The following is an 18,159-nucleotide window of genomic DNA, read 5'->3' as shown; positions in this document are numbered from 1 at the left end:
CGGGCTATTCCTGCCCACGGCGCCGACCGGCGGGCGCATCGCGCGCTCCATCGACGCGGCCCGTGGCCTGGTCAACGCGGACCCCGCCAAGCCCGACCTGGACAAGCTGCCGGACGACACTTTCGGAACCGTGGAGTTCAGGGATGGCCGCATGGTGGCGTCCGTCAAAGGCAAGGATGTGGAGATCCTGAGCAGTCTTAGCGGCCAGGCTACTTGGGCGGCGATGAACAGCAATGCGACATTGTCCGCGACCGGGATCTGGCGCGGCGAAAGCGTGACCGTGGATGCCGCCTCGCCGAGACCCCTGGTGCTGTTTGCCGGGGGCATGGCACCCCTCACTTTGTCCTTCAAGGCAGCGCCCGCCACCTTCTCCTTCGACGGCACGGCCAACATGTCCGAAAAAGCCTATTTCGATGGCCAGGTGAAATTCGCGGCGCCCTCGCTGCGCCGCGTGCTGGAATGGTCGCAGGCCGGCATCGCGCCGAGCGCGGCGATCGGCTCGGTCAGCATTTCGAGCAAGGTCACGGCGTCGGCCGGCCGCGTCAAATTTGAAAACACGGCGCTGGCGCTTGACAACAACCCGGGCATGGGCGCGCTGGACCTGTCGCTTGGCGAGGCGCAGCCGGTGATCTCGGGCACACTTGCCTTCGACACGCTCGACCTCAAGTCGTTTCTGTCTGCCTTCACCTCGATGGGACCAGCGAGCAGCAGCGAGCCGGGTCAGATCGACACGAGTTTCGCCGATCGGGTCAATCTCGATCTCAGGCTGTCGGCGGCCCGTGCCACGGCGGGGAGTATCCAGCTTGCCGATGTCGCGGCCACCGCCCAGGTCAAGGACGGTCTTTCCGTCTTCGACATCTCCGACGCCTCGGCTTTTGGCGGCAACATCCAGACCAGCCTTCGTTTCGACCGTAAACCCGAGGGCACCCAGGTCGAGATCCGGCTGCTGGCCTCCGACGTCGATGGTGGCGCGTTCGGTACCGCGGCCGGGATGACCCGGCTGGTGCCGGTCGGCACGGGCACCGTTTCGGTCATCCTCAAGGGACCGGGAAGGACCTGGGATTCGATCTTTGAAAACGCCGACGGCTCGGTCTCGGCGACCTTCGGCCCTGGCGCGCTCAGCAAGTTCAACCTGCCGGCCTTTCTCAAGCATACCGAACAGGGCGGCTTCTTCGCGCTCGACGATGTCTCGGACGGGACGCTGCCCATCGATGGCGCCGAAGTGAAGGCAACCATTTCAAGAGGCGTGGCCAGACTCGACAAGGCCGAGGCCAATTCGGCGAAATACAAGATCTGGCTTTCCGGCATCGCATCCTACGCAGGACGCGGGCTGGCGCTGTCGGGCGGCGTCATCCAGCCGGATCAGCCAGCAACGCAAAAGAACGGCCAGCAGGGGCCTAACCAGTCGTCGTTTTTCGTCGGCGGAACGTGGAGCACGCCGTTCATTTCACCCATCAGCCGTGGCGTTTCGGGCGAATAACGCCTTGCGCCCGAAGCGCCGCTCCTAACCGCGTTGCGCGGCCCGCTCATCAAGCTGCCGCTGCACCTCGCGCCGCTTGTTGGCGACCGAAGCGATGATCACGCCAACCGTGACGATCGCGATCAGGAGGGTGCAGGCGGCATTGATCTCCGGCGTCACGCCGAGGCGGACCTGGCTGTAGATCTTCATCGGCAGCGTGGTGGCGCCAGGGCCCGAAGCAAAGCTGGCGATGACCAGGTCGTCCAGTGACAGCGTGAAGGCCAGCATCCAGCCGGACACGATCGCCGGCAGAATGACTGGCAGCGTGATCTGGAAGAAGGTCTTCACCGGCGGCGCGCCAAGATCCATGGCGGCTTCTTCCAGCGAGCGATCGAAGCTGACAAGCCGCGACTGCACGACCACCGCGACAAAGCACATTGTGAAGGTGATATGCGCGAGGATCACGGTCGTCATGCCGCGATCCATGCCGATGGCGACAAACAGCAGGAGCAGCGACAGGCCGGTAATGACGTCAGGCATGACCAATGGTGCGAAGATCATGCCAGAGAACAGGACCCTGCCCCGGAAGCGTGTGTAGCGGGTCAGCGCCAGGGCCCCCATGGTGCCGAGAACCGTGGCCACCGTCGCTGAAATCAGACCGACGCGGATGGTCACCCACGCGGCGTCCATCAGGCCCTGATTGTGGAACAGCGATACGTACCATTTGGTGGAAAAGCCGCCCCAGACGGTGACGAGCTTGGACTCGTTGAAGGAGAAGACGACGAGCAGCACGATCGGCAGATAGAGAAAGGCAAAACCGAGCGTGATCGAGGTGATGTTGAAGCGGCTCCAGGTGGCGTTCATTTGTCCTGCTCCTGCGCGCGGGCCTGGGCATGCTGGAACAAGACGATCGGTACGATCAGCAGCAACAGCAGGATGACGGCAACGGCCGACGACACCGGCCAGTCACGATTGGCGAAGAACTCGTTCCACAGCGTCTTGCCGATCATCAGCGTCTGCGAGCCGCCGAGCAGGTCGGGGATGACGAATTCGCCGACGGCCGGGATGAACACCAGCAGGCAGCCGGCAATGACGCCGGGCAGCGACAGCGGAAAGGTGATCTTCCAGAAGGCAGCGGTCGGCGGACAGCCGAGATCCTTGGCCGCCTCGATCAGGGAGTAGTCCATCTTTTCCAGCGACGAATAAAGCGGTAGCACCATGAACGGCAGGTAGGAATAGACGATGCCGATGAAGATGGCCGTGTAGGTGTTGAGGATCACCAGCGGCTGATTGATGACGTGCAGCGACAAGAGCAACTGGTTGAGCAGGCCCTCTGGCTTCAGGATACCGATCCAGGCATAGACGCGGATCAGGAACGACGTCCAGAACGGCAGGATGACCAGCATCAGCAATGTCGGGCGGATCGTGGCCGGAGCGCGCGCCATGCCATAGGCGATGGGATAGCCAACCAGCAAGGTCAGCCCCGTGGAGATGGCAGCGATGACGACGCTGGTGAGGTAGGCTTTGAAATAGAGTGCGTCCTGCGTCAGCCAGACATAATTGTCGAAGTTGAGGTCGCGAAAGCCGGCGAAGAAACCGGAAACGCCGTCCCTGAAATCGAGCACCGGCGTATAGGGCGGCATGGCGATAGCCGTCTGCGACAGCGAGATCTTGAAGACGATGACGAAGGGGACGAGGAAAAAGAACAGCAGCCAGAGATAGGGAACGATGATGACGAGCCGGCTGACGAAGCCGACACCCAAACGCGTCAGGAACGGATTGGCGGCAGTCGATGGCGCGGCGGCATCGGCGACGGCGGTATTGGACATGCCCGCCCCCTACCGTGCCAGCACGACGCCGGCGTCGGGCCGGAAGGACACCCAGGCACGGTCGTTCCAGGTCAGCGGATCCTCGGTCACACGAGCCGCGTTCAGGGCGCTTGCCCGCACGATCTGCCCGTCGTCCAGCCTGACGTGATAGACGGTCATGTCGCCGAGATAGGCGATGTCGTAAACCTCGCCCTCCAGCGCGTTGACGGCGTCGGCCGGCTTCTTCGATGAAACCCTGATCTTTTCCGGCCTGATGGCGAAGATGATGTCGGCGCCTGTTGCGGCGGCGCCATTCTCGACGACGATCTGGGCTCCGGTCGCGCCGGTGATGCGTGTTGTCTTGTCGGTGTGCTCGGCAACCTTGCCCTCGAACATATTCACGTTGCCGACGAAATGAGCGACGAAGCGCGACGTCGGAGCCTCGTAAACCTCCGCCGGTGTCGCAACCTGCATCACCTCGCCCTTGTCCATGATGGCGATGCGATCGGCCATCGTCATCGCCTCTTCCTGGTCATGGGTGACGACGACGAAGGTGAGACCAAGCTCCTGCTGCAGATCCATCAGTTCGAACTGGGTTTCCTCGCGCAGTTTCTTGTCGAGCGCGCCGAGCGGCTCGTCGAGCAGCAGCACCTTCGGTCGCTTGGCGACCGAGCGGGCAAGCGCGACGCGCTGGCGCTGGCCGCCGGAGAGCTGGTGCGGCTTGCGCTTGGCGAACTGCTCGAGCTTGACCAGCTTCAGCATGTCGGCGACGCGCTTTTCGATATCGGGCTTCGGCATGCCTTCCTGCTTGAGGCCGAAGGCGATGTTGTTCTCGACCGTCATATGCGGGAACAGGGCATAGGACTGGAACATCATGTTGACCGGCCGGCGATAGGGCGGAATGCCGCGCAGATCCTGACCATCGAGCAGGATGCGACCGGCTGTCGGTTCCTCGAAGCCGGCAAGCATCCTGAGCAGCGTCGACTTTCCGCAACCCGAGGCGCCGAGCAGCGCGAAGAATTCACGCTCGAAAATGGTCAGCGACAGATTATTGACGGCGGTGAAGTCGCCGAACCTCTTGGTGACGCCGTCGAACTGAATATATGGCTTGGCCTTCGGGTCGTTCCATGGCGCGAAGTCCCTGCGGATGCTGCCAAGCGATTTCATATCCCCACTCCGTACTTTTTATTCCCCAAAAGAAATCGACCCCGGCAGTTGGCTGCCGGGGTCGCGTCGGATTGCCTACTGGCCGGTGACGATCTTGGTCCAGCTGCGCGTGATGATGCGCTGCGTCTTGGGATCGTAAGGCTGGACGGTATAGAGCTTCTGCAAGGTCGCGGCGTCCGGATAGACCGAGGGATCGTCGAGCAGCGCCTTGTCGACGAACTGCTGCGAAGCCTTGTTGCCATTGGCATAAAGGACATAGTTCGACGATTTCGCGATCACTTCCGGCGTCATCATGTAGTTGATGAATTCAAGCGCCTCGGCGACATGCGGCGCATCGGCGGGGATCGCCATCTGATCGAACCACATCTGGGCGCCTTCCTTCGGCACGGAATAGCCGATTTCCACGCCTTGCTTGGCTTCGACCGCGCGGTTGCGAGCCTGGAACACGTCACCCGACCAGCCGACCGCCAGGCAGATGTCGCCATTGGCAAGTGCGTTGATGTATTCGGACGAGTGGAATTTCCTGATATAGGGACGTATCTTGAGAAGAGCTTCCTCGGCCTTGGCAATGTCGTCAGGCGAGGTGCTGTTGGGATCCAGACCGAGATATTTCAGCGCCGCCGGCAGGATGTCGGAGGGAGAATCCAGCACATAGACCCCGCAATCCTTCAATTTGGCCAGGCTGTCCGGATTGAAGAAAGTATCCCAGCTGTCGATCTTGTCGGTGCCGAGCGCTGCCTGCACTTTTTTGGTATTGTAACCGATGCCGACCGTGCCCCACATGTAATTGACCGAGTATTCGTTGCCGGGGTCGTATTTGGCCGTGCGTTCCGTAACCGTATCCCACATGTTGGAGAGGTTCGGCAGCTTCGACTTGTCGAGCTTCTGGAACACACCGGCCTGAATCTGGCGAGCCAGGAAATTGCCGCTCGGCACGACGACGTCGTAGCCGCTGCCGCCGGCGAGCAGTTTGGTTTCGAGGATTTCGTTGGAATCGAAGGTGTCGTAGACGACCTTGATGCCGGTCTTCTTGGTGAAATCGTCGATGATCGAACTGTCGATATAATCCGACCAGTTGAAGACGTTGACGACGCGGTCGGCGGCGTGACCGGCGGGCGTCAAAAGCGCCAGAAATACCGAGGTTGCCGAAAGCCAGAGCGCTTTGCGGATCATGCTATTCTCCTTTGGTGAGTGTTCCATTGCCGGCGCGTCGCGACATGCTCGCGCTGCCGGGCATTTTGCTTCAGACTATTGAGCTTTCCAGGGGCCGACAAGCGCCATCCGGCACGCCGCCTGCGGCAACCCGGTCGTTCGGGGCGGGAAGGAATTGCGGTGCCGTCAGAAGCTTTCGCCGCCGCGCGGAGAGAGATACAAGAATGTGGTCCGGTCTCGATCGAGCCGCCGGGGAGACTTGGCAAGATAAGCCTGTCTTGTTGTTGCCGTAGTCCCAGCCTGCCCGGGCGGCAGCGACATTGTCAATGGGCAAAGCTTCGGCGCCGGCATCAATTAGGCGAAGGCACTCCGGTGACCCCAGCCCGCTGCGGCCGCGCCTGGCGCTTGAATTCCAGCCCAATATGGACAACCAGCGCCGTGACCACCACCGCGCCGCCGATCATGGTGCGCCCGGACGGCACCTCGGAATGGATGAGCCAGACCCATATCGGCCCCAGGATCGGCTCGAACGTGCCGAGCAGTGCCGCGATCGCCGCCGGGATCAGGCGCGCGCCGGTGGCGAAGAAAGCAAGGCCAAGGCCGAGATTGACCACGCCGAAGACGAAGAGAAAGCCCATGTCACCGGCCGACACCATGAAGGTCGAGGCTTGCGAGGCAGCCAAGCCCGCCGCCAGGATCGTGCCGAGACAGGTCGCCGGCGTCATGCGCACGCTGGAGAAGCGCCGGGTGATGACGGTGGCGATCGAGAACATGAACGCGATCAGCAACGCAAGTCCATCGCCTATCGGCGAGACGGCGCCATCCAGTGATTGCGACACCATGATGGCTACGCCGGCGATAACGGCGGCAATGGCCATCCAGGTCGCGACGGTTACTCTTTCGCGAAACAGTGCCCAGGCAAAAAGGCCGCCAGGAGCGGCACGCCGGCCTGCATCAAGAGGATGTTGGCGACGGTAGTATAGGCAAGCGCCACGACGAACGAGGTCGAGGCAATGGCGAAGCAGAATCCCACGGCAATGCCTGGCAAGCCCATGTCCCGGAATGACGTCACCATGCCGCGCCAGCCGTCACGCCAGACCATGAAGCAGAGCAGGAAGGCGGCGGCCCAAACGGAACGCCAGAAAATAACCGTCCAGCTGTCGCCGGCGCTGATGAAGCGAGCGATGGTGCCGCCGAAACTCCACATCAGCGCCGACAGGAAGACCAGAAGCATGCCGACGCGTTCGTCGCGCGGCGAGACTGTCGAGGTAGCAAGGCCGGTCGATGCAACAAGTGTCGGAGATGATGCTGTGTCTGTCATGGGCGCGACTGTCGAGCTTTTGTGGACGGGACGATGCGCAAGGGACGACAAAAAACTACTCTGTTCACGTAACGCAAAGGCGCCGACCGGGGATGATCCAGTGCGGCGCTCCGTTTGGCGCACTGCAAGGCTTTGACAAACCTTACGAAGTGTTTTTCTTGCCGCGAATGAGGCGCCAGAGACCCGCCAAAGGGACCAGCAGGATCAGGCCAAATTTTTTCAGCGCAATGAGCGCCACAGCGATAAGACCTGCTTTTGCCGCCAATTTTCCGGCTATCAGGCCGCCAATGCCGACTGCCGCAACCGTATCGGCGCCCGGTGTGAAATCCGTGTACTTTTTTCCGTCATTGAAGACTGCAAGGCCAAGGACTTCATCCAGGCTCTGCCTTATCTCCGGCAACTGCTCAACCGTGGCGATATAGCTCATTACAAAAACGCCTTCCCTGCCGAGAAAACGGACGTCGTAATTGAGCGTGTGAACGCTATCGCTTCCGAATTGCAATTCCTTGGCCCAGTGCAAACGCTTGTTTGCCGCATCATAGACTGGCGTTGAGGCCCAACCAATCAGCGTAATGGGCGAAAAGCCGTCCTTCACCCTTTGGTCATTGCCCGACAAGGTGTCCGCCTGCATGCTGCGCAGCAGATCGCCATAGTCGATTGATGCGGCATCGCCATCATCGACATAGCCTATCTTTTCCCATCGCAGTTCTATCCCCCAATTGCCGTCCGCGAGGGGATCGTATCTGGCTGGAAAGATCATGCCGACAGCATCGGAAGCCGAAGTGGGTGGATTGCCCCAAGCCTCGGTCAGAACCGAGACCGTATCTTTCTTGCTCAAAAAGTAGAACTTATCTCCGAGGTTGAGATGCACACCTTCGGCAAGGTCCACTGCGCCGATCTTCGGATCAATCTTATTCAAGAACGCCTTGCCGGCATCATTGTATCCTTCATAGGACTTGAAGAATCCCGAGGATTTCTCCGCAAATGCGGGCGAGATCGCCAGGGCAAGGCCCAGCCCACCCCAAAGAACCGTCCTGCCCATCAATACCCCCACCGATCCGCAGCTAGAGGTTTGATATCTTACTACCAATGTTCAATCAATATTGTTGCTCGCAATGTCGGGCGCGTGACGGCTTGTTGTTTGCACAACCAAAGAAGAACCTGACCCACCATGCTCTCCACCGGCTGCGACGTTACTGAAAATCGAACGCGCTCAGGCCGGTCACCATCTCGTCGAGGCCGAGGGGTCGCGTCACCGGCGGCTCGGCGCGCGCCAGGCAGCCGACGCGCTCGCAAAGCCGGCAGGCCGGGCCGACAGGCGTCGCCGCGATGGTGCCTGCCCCCACCTTCGCGCCGACCGCCGCGCCAGGCAGCACCGCGCCATAGACGATGTCGTCGCGAAAGCCGATGTCGCAGCCGAGTAGCAGTGCCGTGCGGCGCGGGCGTTCGGAGAATGCGCCTTGCGGCCCCTCCAGCGTGCGGGCGATGCACAGGAACTCGGCGCCATCAGGCATTTCCACCGCCTCGACGAAGACCTGACCGGGCTGGGTGAAGGCGACATGCACGGGAAGCTTGGGACAGCCGCCGCCAAAGCGGCTTTGCGGAAAGCCCTGGCTGCCGGCCTTGCGAAAGCGGTTTCCGGCATTGTCGACCTCGAGCATGAAGAAAGGCACGCCAGAAGCACCTGGCCGCTGCAGCATGGTCAGCCGGTTTGCCGCCTGCTCGAAGGAGACGCCAAAGCGCGAGCGCAGGACGTCGATGTCGTAGCGTGAGCGAACGGCCGCCGCGTGATAAGGCTGATATGGCATCATCAGCGCGTGGGCGGCATAGCGGCCAAGTTCGAAGCGGGCAAGGCGGCGCGCCTCGTCCGTGGCCAGCCTCAGCGCCTGGATCTCGCCGGCGATCGCGACCGTCATGCGGATCAGGCAGGCCTCCATCGCGACTTCACGCAACTGGTCGAATGGTGACAGGCGCTCGGACAGGAACAGGCGCTGCGAGTGACGGTCGTAGCGGCGGCGCCAGTTCGGCATGGTGGCGACCGGCAGAACCTTGACCACGATGCCGTATTCGCGCTTCAGCCATGCCTTCAATGCGCCAAACAAGTCGTCGCCGGGGTCAAGCACCGACGTGAACGCCTCGGCCTCTTCCTCGAGCGAGGAAAAATGGTTCGGCCGCCGCTCGAAAATCTCGCGCACCTCGTCGATGGGCAGGCGGGCGCCGGAGAGCGCTGTCGTCCGACCCTCGCGTGCCAGAAGCTCGTTGATGTCGGACAGCCGCTCGGCCTGCTCGCGATAGGCGCGAAACAGTTTTGTCACCCCGGCGGAGGCATTGGGCGCCGCCTCGGCAAGCTCGATCAGTTCCTGATCTCCCGGCAGTTCGCCAACCAGCAGCGGATCGGTGAACACCTCCTTCAGGGCAGCGACCGATCCCCTTGCCTCGCCCTGAAGCTCGTGCGGATCGACCTTGTAGACGGAGGCCAGCTTCAGGATCAGCTGCACAGTCAGCGGCCGCTGGTTGCGCTCGATCAGGTTGAGATAGGAGGGCGAGATGCCTAGCCCCTCGGCCATTGCCGTCTGGGTCAGGCCCTTGGCGTTGCGGATGCGGCGAATGCGCGGCCCGGCGAAAATCTTCTGATCAGCCATCGACTATCCTTGACAGGAATTTACACGACATCAGCCGCGCTTGCCTTTACAGTATTGACAAATTTACAGCGCCTCCCTGTCAAACGCAACACAGGTTTTCCCTTATGTTCGGTCAGATTTCCTGATTTTTCTGGCTCATTTTGCACCGCACTGTAAATTCAGTCACATAGAAGTGCCGCCGACAACTGGCGCGCGGACGTCGTGCAGAAACCTTCGGAGTGACCAATGACCGATTTTTACAACCTCGTCCCCTCGGCGCCTGAAGGCCGCTTCGACGGCATTGAACGTCCCTATTCGCCGGAGGATGTGAAGCGGCTGCGCGGTTCGGTGCAGATCAGGCAGAGCCTTGCCGAAATGGGCGCCAACCGGCTGTGGAAGCTCATCCACGAAGAGGACTTCGTCAACGCATTGGGCGCCATGTCCGGCAACCAGGCGATGCAGCAGGTGCGCGCCGGGCTGAAGGCGATCTATCTGTCGGGCTGGCAGGTTGCCGCCGATGCGAACACCGCCTCGGCGATGTATCCGGACCAGTCGCTCTATCCGGCCAATGCGGCGCCCGAACTGGTTAAGCGCATCAACCGCACGCTGCAGCGCGCCGACCAGATCGAGACCTCCGAAGGCAACGGGCTTTCGGTCGAGACCTGGTTCGCGCCGATCGTCGCCGACGCGGAAGCCGGCTTCGGCGGCCCGCTCAACGCCTTCGAGATCATGAAGGCATTCATCGAGGCGGGTGCCGCCGGCGTCCACTATGAGGACCAGCTGGCGTCGGAGAAGAAGTGCGGCCATCTCGGCGGCAAGGTGCTGATCCCGACCGCGGCGCATATCCGCAACCTCAACGCCGCGCGACTCGCGGCCGACGTGATGGCCACGCCCACCCTGGTCGTGGCGCGCACCGACGCGGAAGCGGCAAAGCTGCTCACCTCCGATATCGATGAGCGCGACCAGCCCTTTGTCGACTATGATGCGGGCCGTACGGTGGAAGGCTTCTACCAGGTCAGGAACGGCATCGAGCCTTGTATCGCACGGGCCGTTGCCTATGCGCCCCACGCCGACCTGATCTGGTGCGAGACCTCGAAGCCCGACCTGGCACAGGCCAAGAAATTCGCGGAGGGGGTGCGCAGGCACCGTCCAGGCAAGCTGCTCGCCTATAATTGCTCGCCGTCGTTCAACTGGAAGAAGAACCTCGATGACGCGACGATCGCCAAGTTCCAGCGGGAACTGGGCGCCATGGGTTACAAGTTCCAGTTCATTACGCTGGCGGGCTTCCACCAGCTCAACTACGGCATGTTCGAACTCGCCCGCGGCTACAAGGCGCGGCAGATGTCGGCCTATTCCGAGTTGCAGGAAGCGGAATTCGCGGCGGAGGCCAATGGCTATACCGCGACCAAGCACCAGCGTGAGGTCGGCACCGGCTATTTCGATGCCGTCTCGATGGCGATCACCGGGGGCCGGTCATCGACCACCGCCATGCATGAGTCGACCGAGCACGCGCAGTTCAAGCCGGCGGCGGAGTGAGTTCGCCAAAAAAGACGACCAACAGAGGAAACGCCCGAGAGGGCAAAGACATAGGAGACGACCAATGGCATCGATAAGCCGCGTCAAGGAACGGGCAGAAGAGCAATCGACCACGATGAGCGTCGACCAGCAGGCGACGATCCGCATGCTGGCCAACGATCTGCACAGGCTCAACCAGTCGGTGATGAAGGCGGTGGAGGCGGGCGTCTCGGTGGAGCTCGTGCGCTCCGCAAGGCATCATGGCGGTGACGGCAATTGGGGTGACCTTTTGATCCCGGTCATCGTCACGCAACAGAGCCATGGCTGATTCGAAATCGTCCAAGCGGCCTTTCACCTGCGCAATGAATGCGCAGGTGAATTTTATTTTTACGCAACCAAGCCATGGACAGAGCAGTACAGTACTGTTGCTTTGAATCCACTGTTGTGGAGGACGCCTCCAGGTTCTTTTATTTCAACTTGACAAGGGTGCGATCTCACGCCAATTGTCGCCCAGATTTCAACTCTGCATTGAAATAGGGGCGAACTTCTTGGCCGACTTGGGTGCCCAGTGAACCGCGAGGGCGAGACCGCAAAACATGTGAATCTGGGGACCCGGGATTCAAGCACCAACACGATCCGCGATCTCTCGCGGGTGCTTGTTGTCGGAAAATCGCCGATCAACCGGGTCGTCGTATCGAAGATCGTCGAACGGTCCGGGCTCAGACCAATCTCGGAACCGCCTGATATCGCAGCGAAAACCTTGCGGACGCTGGTGCCGGGAGCGATCGTCCTCGATGGTGGCCCCGACAACAAGGACTGCGACAATCTGATGCCCGGCATCGAAATGTTGCGCCGGACTTCGGGCAAATCGCTTCCTCCCGTGATCCTGCTTTCAACCAAGAATGGCACGCCGGAGAGCCTTGGCCTGGCGAAAGTCGTCGACGTGGTGGTGGCAAAACCGATCACGCCCGAACGGCTGCAACCGGTGATCGATCGCCTGATCAACCGCTGAGGCAATTCCGGGAAAGTCGTGCCGCGGTTTTCCGCCCGGATTTATTCAAAAAGCAAATAATCGCAATCGCGATCAGCTTGGCTTCGCGATGCTTTCTATCAGTTCCGGCAATTGACCGAGATCCGATATCTGGCGGAAACGCGGCTCTGCGACTGGCGCCTCGACATGTTCGAGCACCCAGGTCAGTTCGTGCGGGACATGGACACCCCAGCCGCCGGCCTCGATGGCGGGCACCACGTCCGACTTCAGCGAATTGCCGACCATCATGCTCCTCGCCGGGCCGTCGCCATGGCGGTTGAAGAGGCGCGCATAGGTCGCGGCCGTCTTGTCGCTGACGATCTCGACGGCATCGAACAGATCGCCCAGCCCGGAGCCGGCCAGCTTGCGCTCCTGATCGAACAAATCGCCCTTGGTGATCAGCACGAGGCGGAAGGTGCCGGCGAGTTTCTCGACCGTCTCGCGCGCATAGGGCAAGGGCTCGATCGGATGGCCCAGCATCTCGCGACCGGCGTCGAGAATCTCCGATATGACCGAGGCCGGCACGCGCCCGTCGGTGACCTCGATCGCCGTTTCGATCATCGAGAGCGTAAATCCCTTGATGCCGAAACCATAGATCGCAAGGTTGCGCCTCTCGGCCTCCAGCAGTCGCGCCGAGATCTGCTTCTCCTCGCCATGATCGGCCAGCATGGCGGCAAAGCGCTTCTCCGTCATGCGGAAGAATTGTTCGTTTTGCCAAAGCGTGTCGTCGGCATCGAAGCCGATCGTGGTCAGTTCGCTGCTGGTTCGCATCACCGGCTTCTCGAATGCGGGAAGACACCAAACCTAAGCCGAGCGGCGGGCGGTTTTCAACCTGCAACGGAAAATGCCGGCGGTGGCTCCCTTCCCTTCCATCGCGCGGCACGGCTATACTCCGAAATCCGCAACCCAATCTGGTGAATGATGCCGCCTGCAAAAAAGGAAGTCCGTCCGTCGAGCCGCGGAGGACGGGCGCGCACGCCTGCCTTTGTGAAAAACCTGCGTGGTGTGAAGAACTGGAAGGAAGTCAGCGATTGGCTGGAATGGCGCGGCATCGAGGATATCGAATGCATCACACCCGATCAGGCCGGCGTGGCGCGCGGCAAGATGATGCCGTCGAAGAAATTCACCTCCAACACTTCGCTGGCGCTGCCTTCGGCCGTCTTCATGACGACGATTTCCGGCGGCTATCCAGAGGACGGTAACGGCTTCCACTACCCTGAAGACGACGGCGACCTCAAGCTGATGCCGGACCTGTCGACGCTGACGGTGGTACCTTGGGAAGAAGACCCGACGGCGGCCGTGATCTGCGATCTCGTCCACCAGGACGGCCGCTCGGTCGAGTTCACGCCGCGCAATGTGCTGAAGCGCGTCCTTGCAGCCTATGACAGGCTTGGGCTGAAGCCGGTCGTGGCGCCTGAGATCGAGTTCTACCTCGTGCGCAAGAACCCGGACCCGGACTATCCGTTGACCCCGCCCGTCGGCCGCTCGGGGCGCGCGATCGGCGGCGGCGCCGGCTATTCGATCGCCGGCGTCAACGAGTTCGACGAACTGATCGACGACATCTATCATTTCTCCGAAAGCCAGGGGCTGGAGATCGACACGCTCATCCACGAAGAAGGCGCCGGCCAGCTCGAGATCAATCTGCGCCATGGCGACCCGATCGAACTTGCCGACCAGGTGTTCATGTTCAAGCGCACCATCCGTGAGGCGGCACTCAAGCACGAGATCTACGCGACCTTCATGGCCAAGCCGATCCAGGGCCAACCGGGCTCCGCCATGCATATCCACCAGTCGATCGTCGACAAGAAGACGGGCAGGAACATCTTTTCGGCCGAGGATGGTTCCGAAACCGAGGATTTCTTCCATTTCATCGGCGGCATGCAAAAGCACGTGCCGAACGCGTTGGTGATGTTCGCGCCCTACGTCAACTCCTACCGGCGGCTGACGCAGGCGGCATCGGCTCCCGTCAACAACAAATGGGGCTACGACAACCGCACCACGGCGTTCCGGGTGCCGCGTTCCGACCCCGCGGCGCGGCGCGTCGAGAACCGCATTCCGTCCTCCGACGCCAATCCCTACCTGGCACTTGCAGCCTCGCTCGCCTGCGGGCTGATCGGCATCACCAGGAAGATCAAGGCCGAGCCGCCCGTGCTTACAACCGCCAACGCGGACGAGATAGACCTGCCGCGCAGTCTGCTCGAAGCCGTGGACTTGTTCGAAGGCGACGAGGAACTCTGCGCGTTGCTGGGCAAGTCTTTCGCCGCCACCTATGCGGCGATCAAGCGCGCGGAATTCGAGACGTTCATGGAAGTGATCAGTCCGTGGGAGCGGGAATATCTGCTGCTCAACGTTTAGGGGCGAATAGCGAATAGAAACGATATCGGTTTTTTTCTATTCGCTACTCCTCTTCCATTCCTTCCCAAACTCCTCGAGTCTTCGCCACATCATGCCTTATCAATCCCCAATCTCCCCTGGTCGATCCTGGTATGAGGACACGGCCGGGCAACGGCCTGAACATCCGGCGCTCGACGGCGACCGGACCTGCGATGTGGTTGTCATCGGCGGCGGATTTACCGGCCTGTCTGCAGCGGTTTATCTGGCCAAGGCTGGAGCGGACGTGGTGCTGATCGAGGCGCATCGCTTCGGCGATGGCGCTTCGGGACGCAATGGCGGCCAACTTGGCACCGGCCAGCGTGCCTGGGCCGAGGATCTGGAGGCCGAATATGGCCTTTCCCGCGCCAAGGCGCTGTTCGATCTTGCCGAGGAGGCCAAAGCCCACCTGCTTGATTTCGCGGCCATCAACCAGATCGATATCGACTACATGCCGGGCCAGCTTTCTGTTGCGCACAAGCCGCGCTATGTCGACGACTACAAGGCCCATGCCGAGATCATGGCCGGCCGTTTCTCCTACCCGCATATCTCCTTCATGGATGCGAAGGAGACGGCGGAGCGGCTGGGCTCGAGCGCCTATTTCGGCGGCACGCGCGACACCGGCACCGGCCATATCCATCCGATGAAGCTGGTGATCGGCACCGCGCGGGTGGCGGCACAAGCCGGCGCGCACCTGTTCGAAGGAACGCCATCGACCGGCATCATATCCGCGGGGGGCAAGGTCAGGGTTTCCACGCCGAGAGGGACGATCTCGGCGCAGAAATGCCTGATCGCGGTCAATGCCTATGGCGAAACGCTCGAGCCGGTGAGTGCCGCGCACATCATGCCGATCGGATCCTTCATCGGCGCGACCATGCCGCTGGGGTCGGATTCGAAAGTGTTGCCGGGGGGCGAATCGGTCGATGATTCCCGTTTCGTCGTGCGCTATTTCCGCAAATCCAGGGATGGCCGGCTGTTGTTCGGCGGACGCGAGGTCTATGGCGTCAACGATCCGAAGGATATCCACATCCATATTCGCCGCCAGATCGCGGAACTCTATCCGGCGCTGAGCGATGTCGAGATCACCCACGGCTGGGGCGGTTATGTCGGGATCACGGTGCCAAGAAAGCCGTTCGTGCGTGAAGTGATGCCGAATGTGATCTCGGCCGGCGGCTATTCGGGTCACGGCGTCATGCTGTCCAACTTCTTCGGCAAACTCTATGCCGAAACCGTCACCGGCAACCGCGACCGGCTGAAGCTGATCGAGGAACTGAAAATTCCGCCATTTCCTGGCGGCCGCCGGTTCCGGGCGCCGCTGCTTTTCCTCGCGCTCAACTGGTTTGCGCTGCGGGACAGGATCTAACGCGTCGTGCAAAAGTGATCTGCCTGGGAAGAACGACGCGCATCAAAACAAGATCTAAAAGCGCGTTGTATAAGTCCCTCTCCACGCGACGTGCTTTAGGCAGAGATTGGATGGCCGTTATCCCATACGATCACGATCTCATGTAATATTGTAATATCCATGTAACATTTGTTGCCCGGGCGACACATTGCGGAATTGCCGGCGAAGGTGCAGAATCCTTGATAATGGCGTACTGATGCCACAATCGCGGGCGAAAGGTCCGCGTCTGGGCGATTGTTCGGGGATTGTTGCGGGCCTGTCCGCGTTTTGGGACCGATGCTGATCGAACGCATGATTTGCGATATCTGATCGAAAGAACACCGGCCCGCTTATGGAGGTGGCAAGAGAGTGAGAGAGCCCTTCAGTTTCGGTGCTCCGGAACGTCGGCGCTTTGCCATGCAGTTCGGCTATGACATGCGCCCGTCATTCTGGCAGGGAGTCCGCTCGAACTCGCATCTGGTCATTGCCGCGGTCGGTACCGCCGCTCTGCTTGGCGTTGCCGCGGTGGCACTCTGGCTGGCATTGCCGACCAGCGAGAGGCAAGCGGTCGCCAGTCCCGAGCAGAGCATTCCGAGCATCCCGGTGAAGACGACGAAAGTTTCCCCTTCGGGAACTACGGTGACAGCGGCTGCCGTGACACGGCGGGTAGAGCGCAAGTCCAGCCAGGTCCCACCGACCATGGTAGCGGCGGCGGGCAACATACAAGCGCTTGCGGCCAACGATCCTCGCTGGACCGGGGCGCAGCAGAAGGCTGCTGCCGCGGCAGCAGATCCCGATCAAACGGCTGCCCCCAGCCAGGTAGCCAAGCAGCCTGAGCCGACGCCTGACAAAACAGCGGCCGCATTCGCCCAATCGTCTACCGATACCGATGCCACCGACGAGCTTGCCAAGGTTGCCGCGCCGAGCCCGCTTGCGAGCAGCAGCAATCCCGATGGCGCGCAGACCGCCGCCATTCCGGAGACGCAGCCGCAAGTGGCGGACCAAAAACCCGCGAATGCACAAGACGAGGACAACGCAGCCAAAGCGAAGCCGCGCAAGGTGGCGGCGACGGGCAGTGCCCGTATTCTCAGGACTGTGACCATGCGCAGTGCTCCGAAGAAGGGCGGCACCCCCATCGGGACGGTGCCTGCCCGGACTTCAGTACAACTGATAGGCTGCAAGCAGTGGTGCGAGGTCGTCTACAACGGCAAGCACGGCTGGGTGTACAAGAGCTACGTCAAGCCCGGCGCGTAATATCCGAACATCGCCGCATTCAGATGCAGCGGCCGCCATCGACCTCCAGCGCCACGCCGGTGATGAATGCGGCCTCGTCCGAAGCCAGCCATAGCGCCGCATTGGCGATATCGATCGGGGTCGACAGCCGCCCGAGCGGGATCGAGGCGCGGAATGTCTCGCGGATCTCGGGCGTGTCGGCGCCCATGAATTTCTCCAGCATGCCGGTCTCGCCGGCGACCGGGCAGAGGCAGTTGACGCGGATGTTCCTGGGTGCGAGTTCCACCGCCATCGACTTGGTGGCGGTGATCGCCCAGCCCTTCGAGGCATTGTACCAGGTGAGGCCGGGCCGAGGCCGCAGGCCAGCGGTGGACGCCGTGGTCAGGATGACGCCACTGCCCTGCCGCTCCATAATCGGCACGACGGCACGCGCGGCGTGATAGATCGCCTTCATGTTGACTGATGTGATCAGGTCGAAAGTTTCCTCGTCGACCTTGAGCATGTCGCCATTGCGGTGGGTGAACCCGGCGTTGTTGACCATGATGTCGATGCGGCCGAAGGCGCTTTTGGCCGCATAGACCATCTCGTCGAACTCGGAGCGCAACGAAACATCGGTCTGCGTCCAGATCGCCGCGTCGCCGATCTCGCCTGCCACGCGTTCCGCCCCCTTGGCGTTGAGATCGGCGACAACGACCCTGGCGCCCTCTTGCGCGAAGCGCTTGGCCATGCCTTCGCCGAAGCCTGATGCCGCACCGGTGATAATGGCGACCTTGTTTTCCAGACGCATGCGTTACCGCTCCTTGGGTTCATCGCGCAGCTTGCGCGAAAGGGCTGACAGTCCGGCCGGTGCCGCGATAGGTACGATTTCTCCCTTGCAGCATGTCGCGGCGAATAGGATTCGCCCGACCTGCTGCAAGCTTCTGATCTTATGCATGTCGTTATCCCGGAACCGAGGACACTTCCGGGCGACATGCATTAGCTTTCGTCACATTCACGTTCTATGCTGCAACTGCGAAAGCTTCCGGAGTCTTCGTTCACCGACAAGCCTCCCGGTGGCGCCAGTGTCAAGCGCACGGGTGGACCCAATCAATATCCAGCGATT

At 61.5% G+C, this 18,159-nt stretch carries 15 protein-coding genes and 1 pseudogene; 7 read left to right on the top strand and 9 right to left on the bottom strand.

What is annotated here, in order from left to right; all coding sequences use genetic code 11:
* Positions 1-1,480, top strand: a 1,480-nt coding sequence (locus O7A61_RS09240) for an AsmA family protein (RefSeq protein ID WP_337129444.1), incomplete at its 5' end; no start/stop codon positions are given.
* Positions 1,481-1,504: 24 nt separating this feature from the next.
* Here the strand turns inward: O7A61_RS09240 and O7A61_RS09235 are convergent.
* From O7A61_RS09235 to O7A61_RS09205, 7 genes and pseudogenes are all read right to left on the bottom strand, one after another.
* A complete protein-coding gene (locus O7A61_RS09235; RefSeq protein WP_027144811.1) occupies positions 1,505-2,323 on the bottom strand; it encodes an ABC transporter permease in 819 nt (272 codons plus the stop codon).
* Positions 2,320-3,288: an ABC transporter permease subunit gene (locus O7A61_RS09230; RefSeq protein WP_337129443.1), complete on the bottom strand. Its 969-nt coding sequence runs from the start codon at positions 3,286-3,288 to the stop codon at positions 2,320-2,322. The genes O7A61_RS09235 and O7A61_RS09230 overlap by 4 nt, the downstream gene beginning before the upstream one ends.
* Positions 3,289-3,297: 9 nt before the next feature.
* Complete coding sequence (locus tag O7A61_RS09225) at positions 3,298-4,434, bottom strand: ABC transporter ATP-binding protein (protein ID WP_337129441.1); 1,137 nt, start codon at positions 4,432-4,434, stop codon at positions 3,298-3,300.
* A gap of 75 nt (positions 4,435-4,509) precedes the next feature.
* Positions 4,510-5,607, bottom strand: a complete 1,098-nt coding sequence (locus O7A61_RS09220; RefSeq protein ID WP_337129440.1) for a polyamine ABC transporter substrate-binding protein — start codon at positions 5,605-5,607, stop codon at positions 4,510-4,512.
* A gap of 329 nt (positions 5,608-5,936) precedes the next feature.
* Positions 5,937-6,907, bottom strand: a pseudogene (locus tag O7A61_RS09215) (DMT family transporter).
* Between the two features lie 142 nt (positions 6,908-7,049).
* On the bottom strand, positions 7,050-7,949 hold the full coding sequence (locus O7A61_RS09210) for a DUF2167 domain-containing protein (RefSeq protein WP_337129439.1): 900 nt from the start codon (positions 7,947-7,949) through the stop codon (positions 7,050-7,052).
* 151 nt (positions 7,950-8,100) lie between these two features.
* Positions 8,101-9,549, bottom strand: coding sequence for a helix-turn-helix domain-containing protein (locus O7A61_RS09205; RefSeq protein ID WP_337129438.1), 1,449 nt, complete (start codon positions 9,547-9,549; stop codon positions 8,101-8,103).
* A gap of 225 nt (positions 9,550-9,774) precedes the next feature.
* Between O7A61_RS09205 and aceA the strand changes: the two genes are divergently transcribed.
* The 3 genes from aceA (at position 9,775) to O7A61_RS09190 (ending at position 12,055) form a co-directional block, all read left to right on the top strand.
* Positions 9,775-11,064 (top strand): isocitrate lyase, encoded by a 1,290-nt coding sequence (gene aceA / locus O7A61_RS09200; RefSeq protein ID WP_337129437.1) that lies wholly within the window; start codon positions 9,775-9,777, stop codon positions 11,062-11,064.
* Between the two features lie 64 nt (positions 11,065-11,128).
* Positions 11,129-11,371, top strand: coding sequence for an SMc00767 family acetate metabolism repressor (locus O7A61_RS09195; RefSeq protein ID WP_006202762.1), 243 nt, complete (start codon positions 11,129-11,131; stop codon positions 11,369-11,371).
* 270 nt (positions 11,372-11,641) lie between these two features.
* A complete protein-coding gene (locus O7A61_RS09190; RefSeq protein WP_246672679.1) occupies positions 11,642-12,055 on the top strand; it encodes a response regulator in 414 nt (137 codons plus the stop codon).
* A gap of 72 nt (positions 12,056-12,127) precedes the next feature.
* Here O7A61_RS09190 and O7A61_RS09185 read toward each other — a convergent pair whose 3' ends face one another.
* Positions 12,128-12,844, bottom strand: a complete 717-nt coding sequence (locus O7A61_RS09185) for an HAD family hydrolase (protein ID WP_140504700.1) — start codon at positions 12,842-12,844, stop codon at positions 12,128-12,130.
* A gap of 147 nt (positions 12,845-12,991) precedes the next feature.
* On the opposite strand from O7A61_RS09185, the gene O7A61_RS09180 reads away from it, so the two are divergent.
* From O7A61_RS09180 to O7A61_RS09170, 3 genes are all read left to right on the top strand, one after another.
* Entirely contained in the window at positions 12,992-14,428 is a 1,437-nt protein-coding gene (locus O7A61_RS09180; protein ID WP_027144802.1) for a glutamine synthetase family protein, read from the top strand.
* A gap of 91 nt (positions 14,429-14,519) precedes the next feature.
* Positions 14,520-15,806 carry an NAD(P)/FAD-dependent oxidoreductase gene (locus O7A61_RS09175; RefSeq protein WP_337129436.1) on the top strand — a complete coding sequence of 429 codons (1,287 nt, stop codon included), beginning with the start codon at positions 14,520-14,522 and terminating at the stop codon, positions 15,804-15,806.
* 435 nt (positions 15,807-16,241) lie between these two features.
* Positions 16,242-17,078 carry an SH3 domain-containing protein gene (locus O7A61_RS09170; RefSeq protein WP_337129435.1) on the top strand — a complete coding sequence of 279 codons (837 nt, stop codon included), beginning with the start codon at positions 16,242-16,244 and terminating at the stop codon, positions 17,076-17,078.
* 19 nt (positions 17,079-17,097) lie between these two features.
* Here the strand turns inward: O7A61_RS09170 and O7A61_RS09165 are convergent, their stop codons facing one another.
* A complete protein-coding gene (locus tag O7A61_RS09165) occupies positions 17,098-17,844 on the bottom strand; it encodes an SDR family oxidoreductase (RefSeq protein WP_337129434.1) in 747 nt (248 codons plus the stop codon).
* Positions 17,845-18,159: the final 315 nt, after the last annotated feature.

Source organism: Mesorhizobium sp. Cs1321R2N1 (genome assembly GCF_037179725.1).
GTDB lineage: Bacteria > Pseudomonadota > Alphaproteobacteria > Rhizobiales > Rhizobiaceae > Mesorhizobium > Mesorhizobium salmacidum.
This window is presented reverse-complemented; position numbering and strand designations above follow the sequence as displayed.

What these genes read in the sequence shown, in the direction of transcription:
- O7A61_RS09235 (WP_027144811.1), bottom strand. Translation starts at nt 2,323, where the DNA reads ATGAACGCCACCTGGAGCCGCTTCAACATCACCTCGATCACGCTCGGT.
- O7A61_RS09230 (WP_337129443.1), bottom strand. Translation starts at nt 3,288, where the DNA reads ATGTCCAATACCGCCGTCGCCGATGCCGCCGCGCCATCGACTGCCGCC.
- O7A61_RS09225 (WP_337129441.1), bottom strand. Translation starts at nt 4,434, where the DNA reads ATGAAATCGCTTGGCAGCATCCGCAGGGACTTCGCGCCATGGAACGAC.
- O7A61_RS09220 (WP_337129440.1), bottom strand. Translation starts at nt 5,607, where the DNA reads ATGATCCGCAAAGCGCTCTGGCTTTCGGCAACCTCGGTATTTCTGGCG.
- O7A61_RS09210 (WP_337129439.1), bottom strand. Translation starts at nt 7,949, where the DNA reads ATGGGCAGGACGGTTCTTTGGGGTGGGCTGGGCCTTGCCCTGGCGATC.
- O7A61_RS09205 (WP_337129438.1), bottom strand. Translation starts at nt 9,549, where the DNA reads ATGGCTGATCAGAAGATTTTCGCCGGGCCGCGCATTCGCCGCATCCGC.
- aceA (WP_337129437.1), top strand. Translation starts at nt 9,775, where the DNA reads ATGACCGATTTTTACAACCTCGTCCCCTCGGCGCCTGAAGGCCGCTTC.
- O7A61_RS09195 (WP_006202762.1), top strand. Translation starts at nt 11,129, where the DNA reads ATGGCATCGATAAGCCGCGTCAAGGAACGGGCAGAAGAGCAATCGACC.
- O7A61_RS09185 (WP_140504700.1), bottom strand. Translation starts at nt 12,844, where the DNA reads ATGCGAACCAGCAGCGAACTGACCACGATCGGCTTCGATGCCGACGAC.
- O7A61_RS09180 (WP_027144802.1), top strand. Translation starts at nt 12,992, where the DNA reads ATGATGCCGCCTGCAAAAAAGGAAGTCCGTCCGTCGAGCCGCGGAGGA.
- O7A61_RS09175 (WP_337129436.1), top strand. Translation starts at nt 14,520, where the DNA reads ATGCCTTATCAATCCCCAATCTCCCCTGGTCGATCCTGGTATGAGGAC.
- O7A61_RS09170 (WP_337129435.1), top strand. Translation starts at nt 16,242, where the DNA reads ATGCAGTTCGGCTATGACATGCGCCCGTCATTCTGGCAGGGAGTCCGC.
- O7A61_RS09165 (WP_337129434.1), bottom strand. Translation starts at nt 17,844, where the DNA reads ATGCGTCTGGAAAACAAGGTCGCCATTATCACCGGTGCGGCATCAGGC.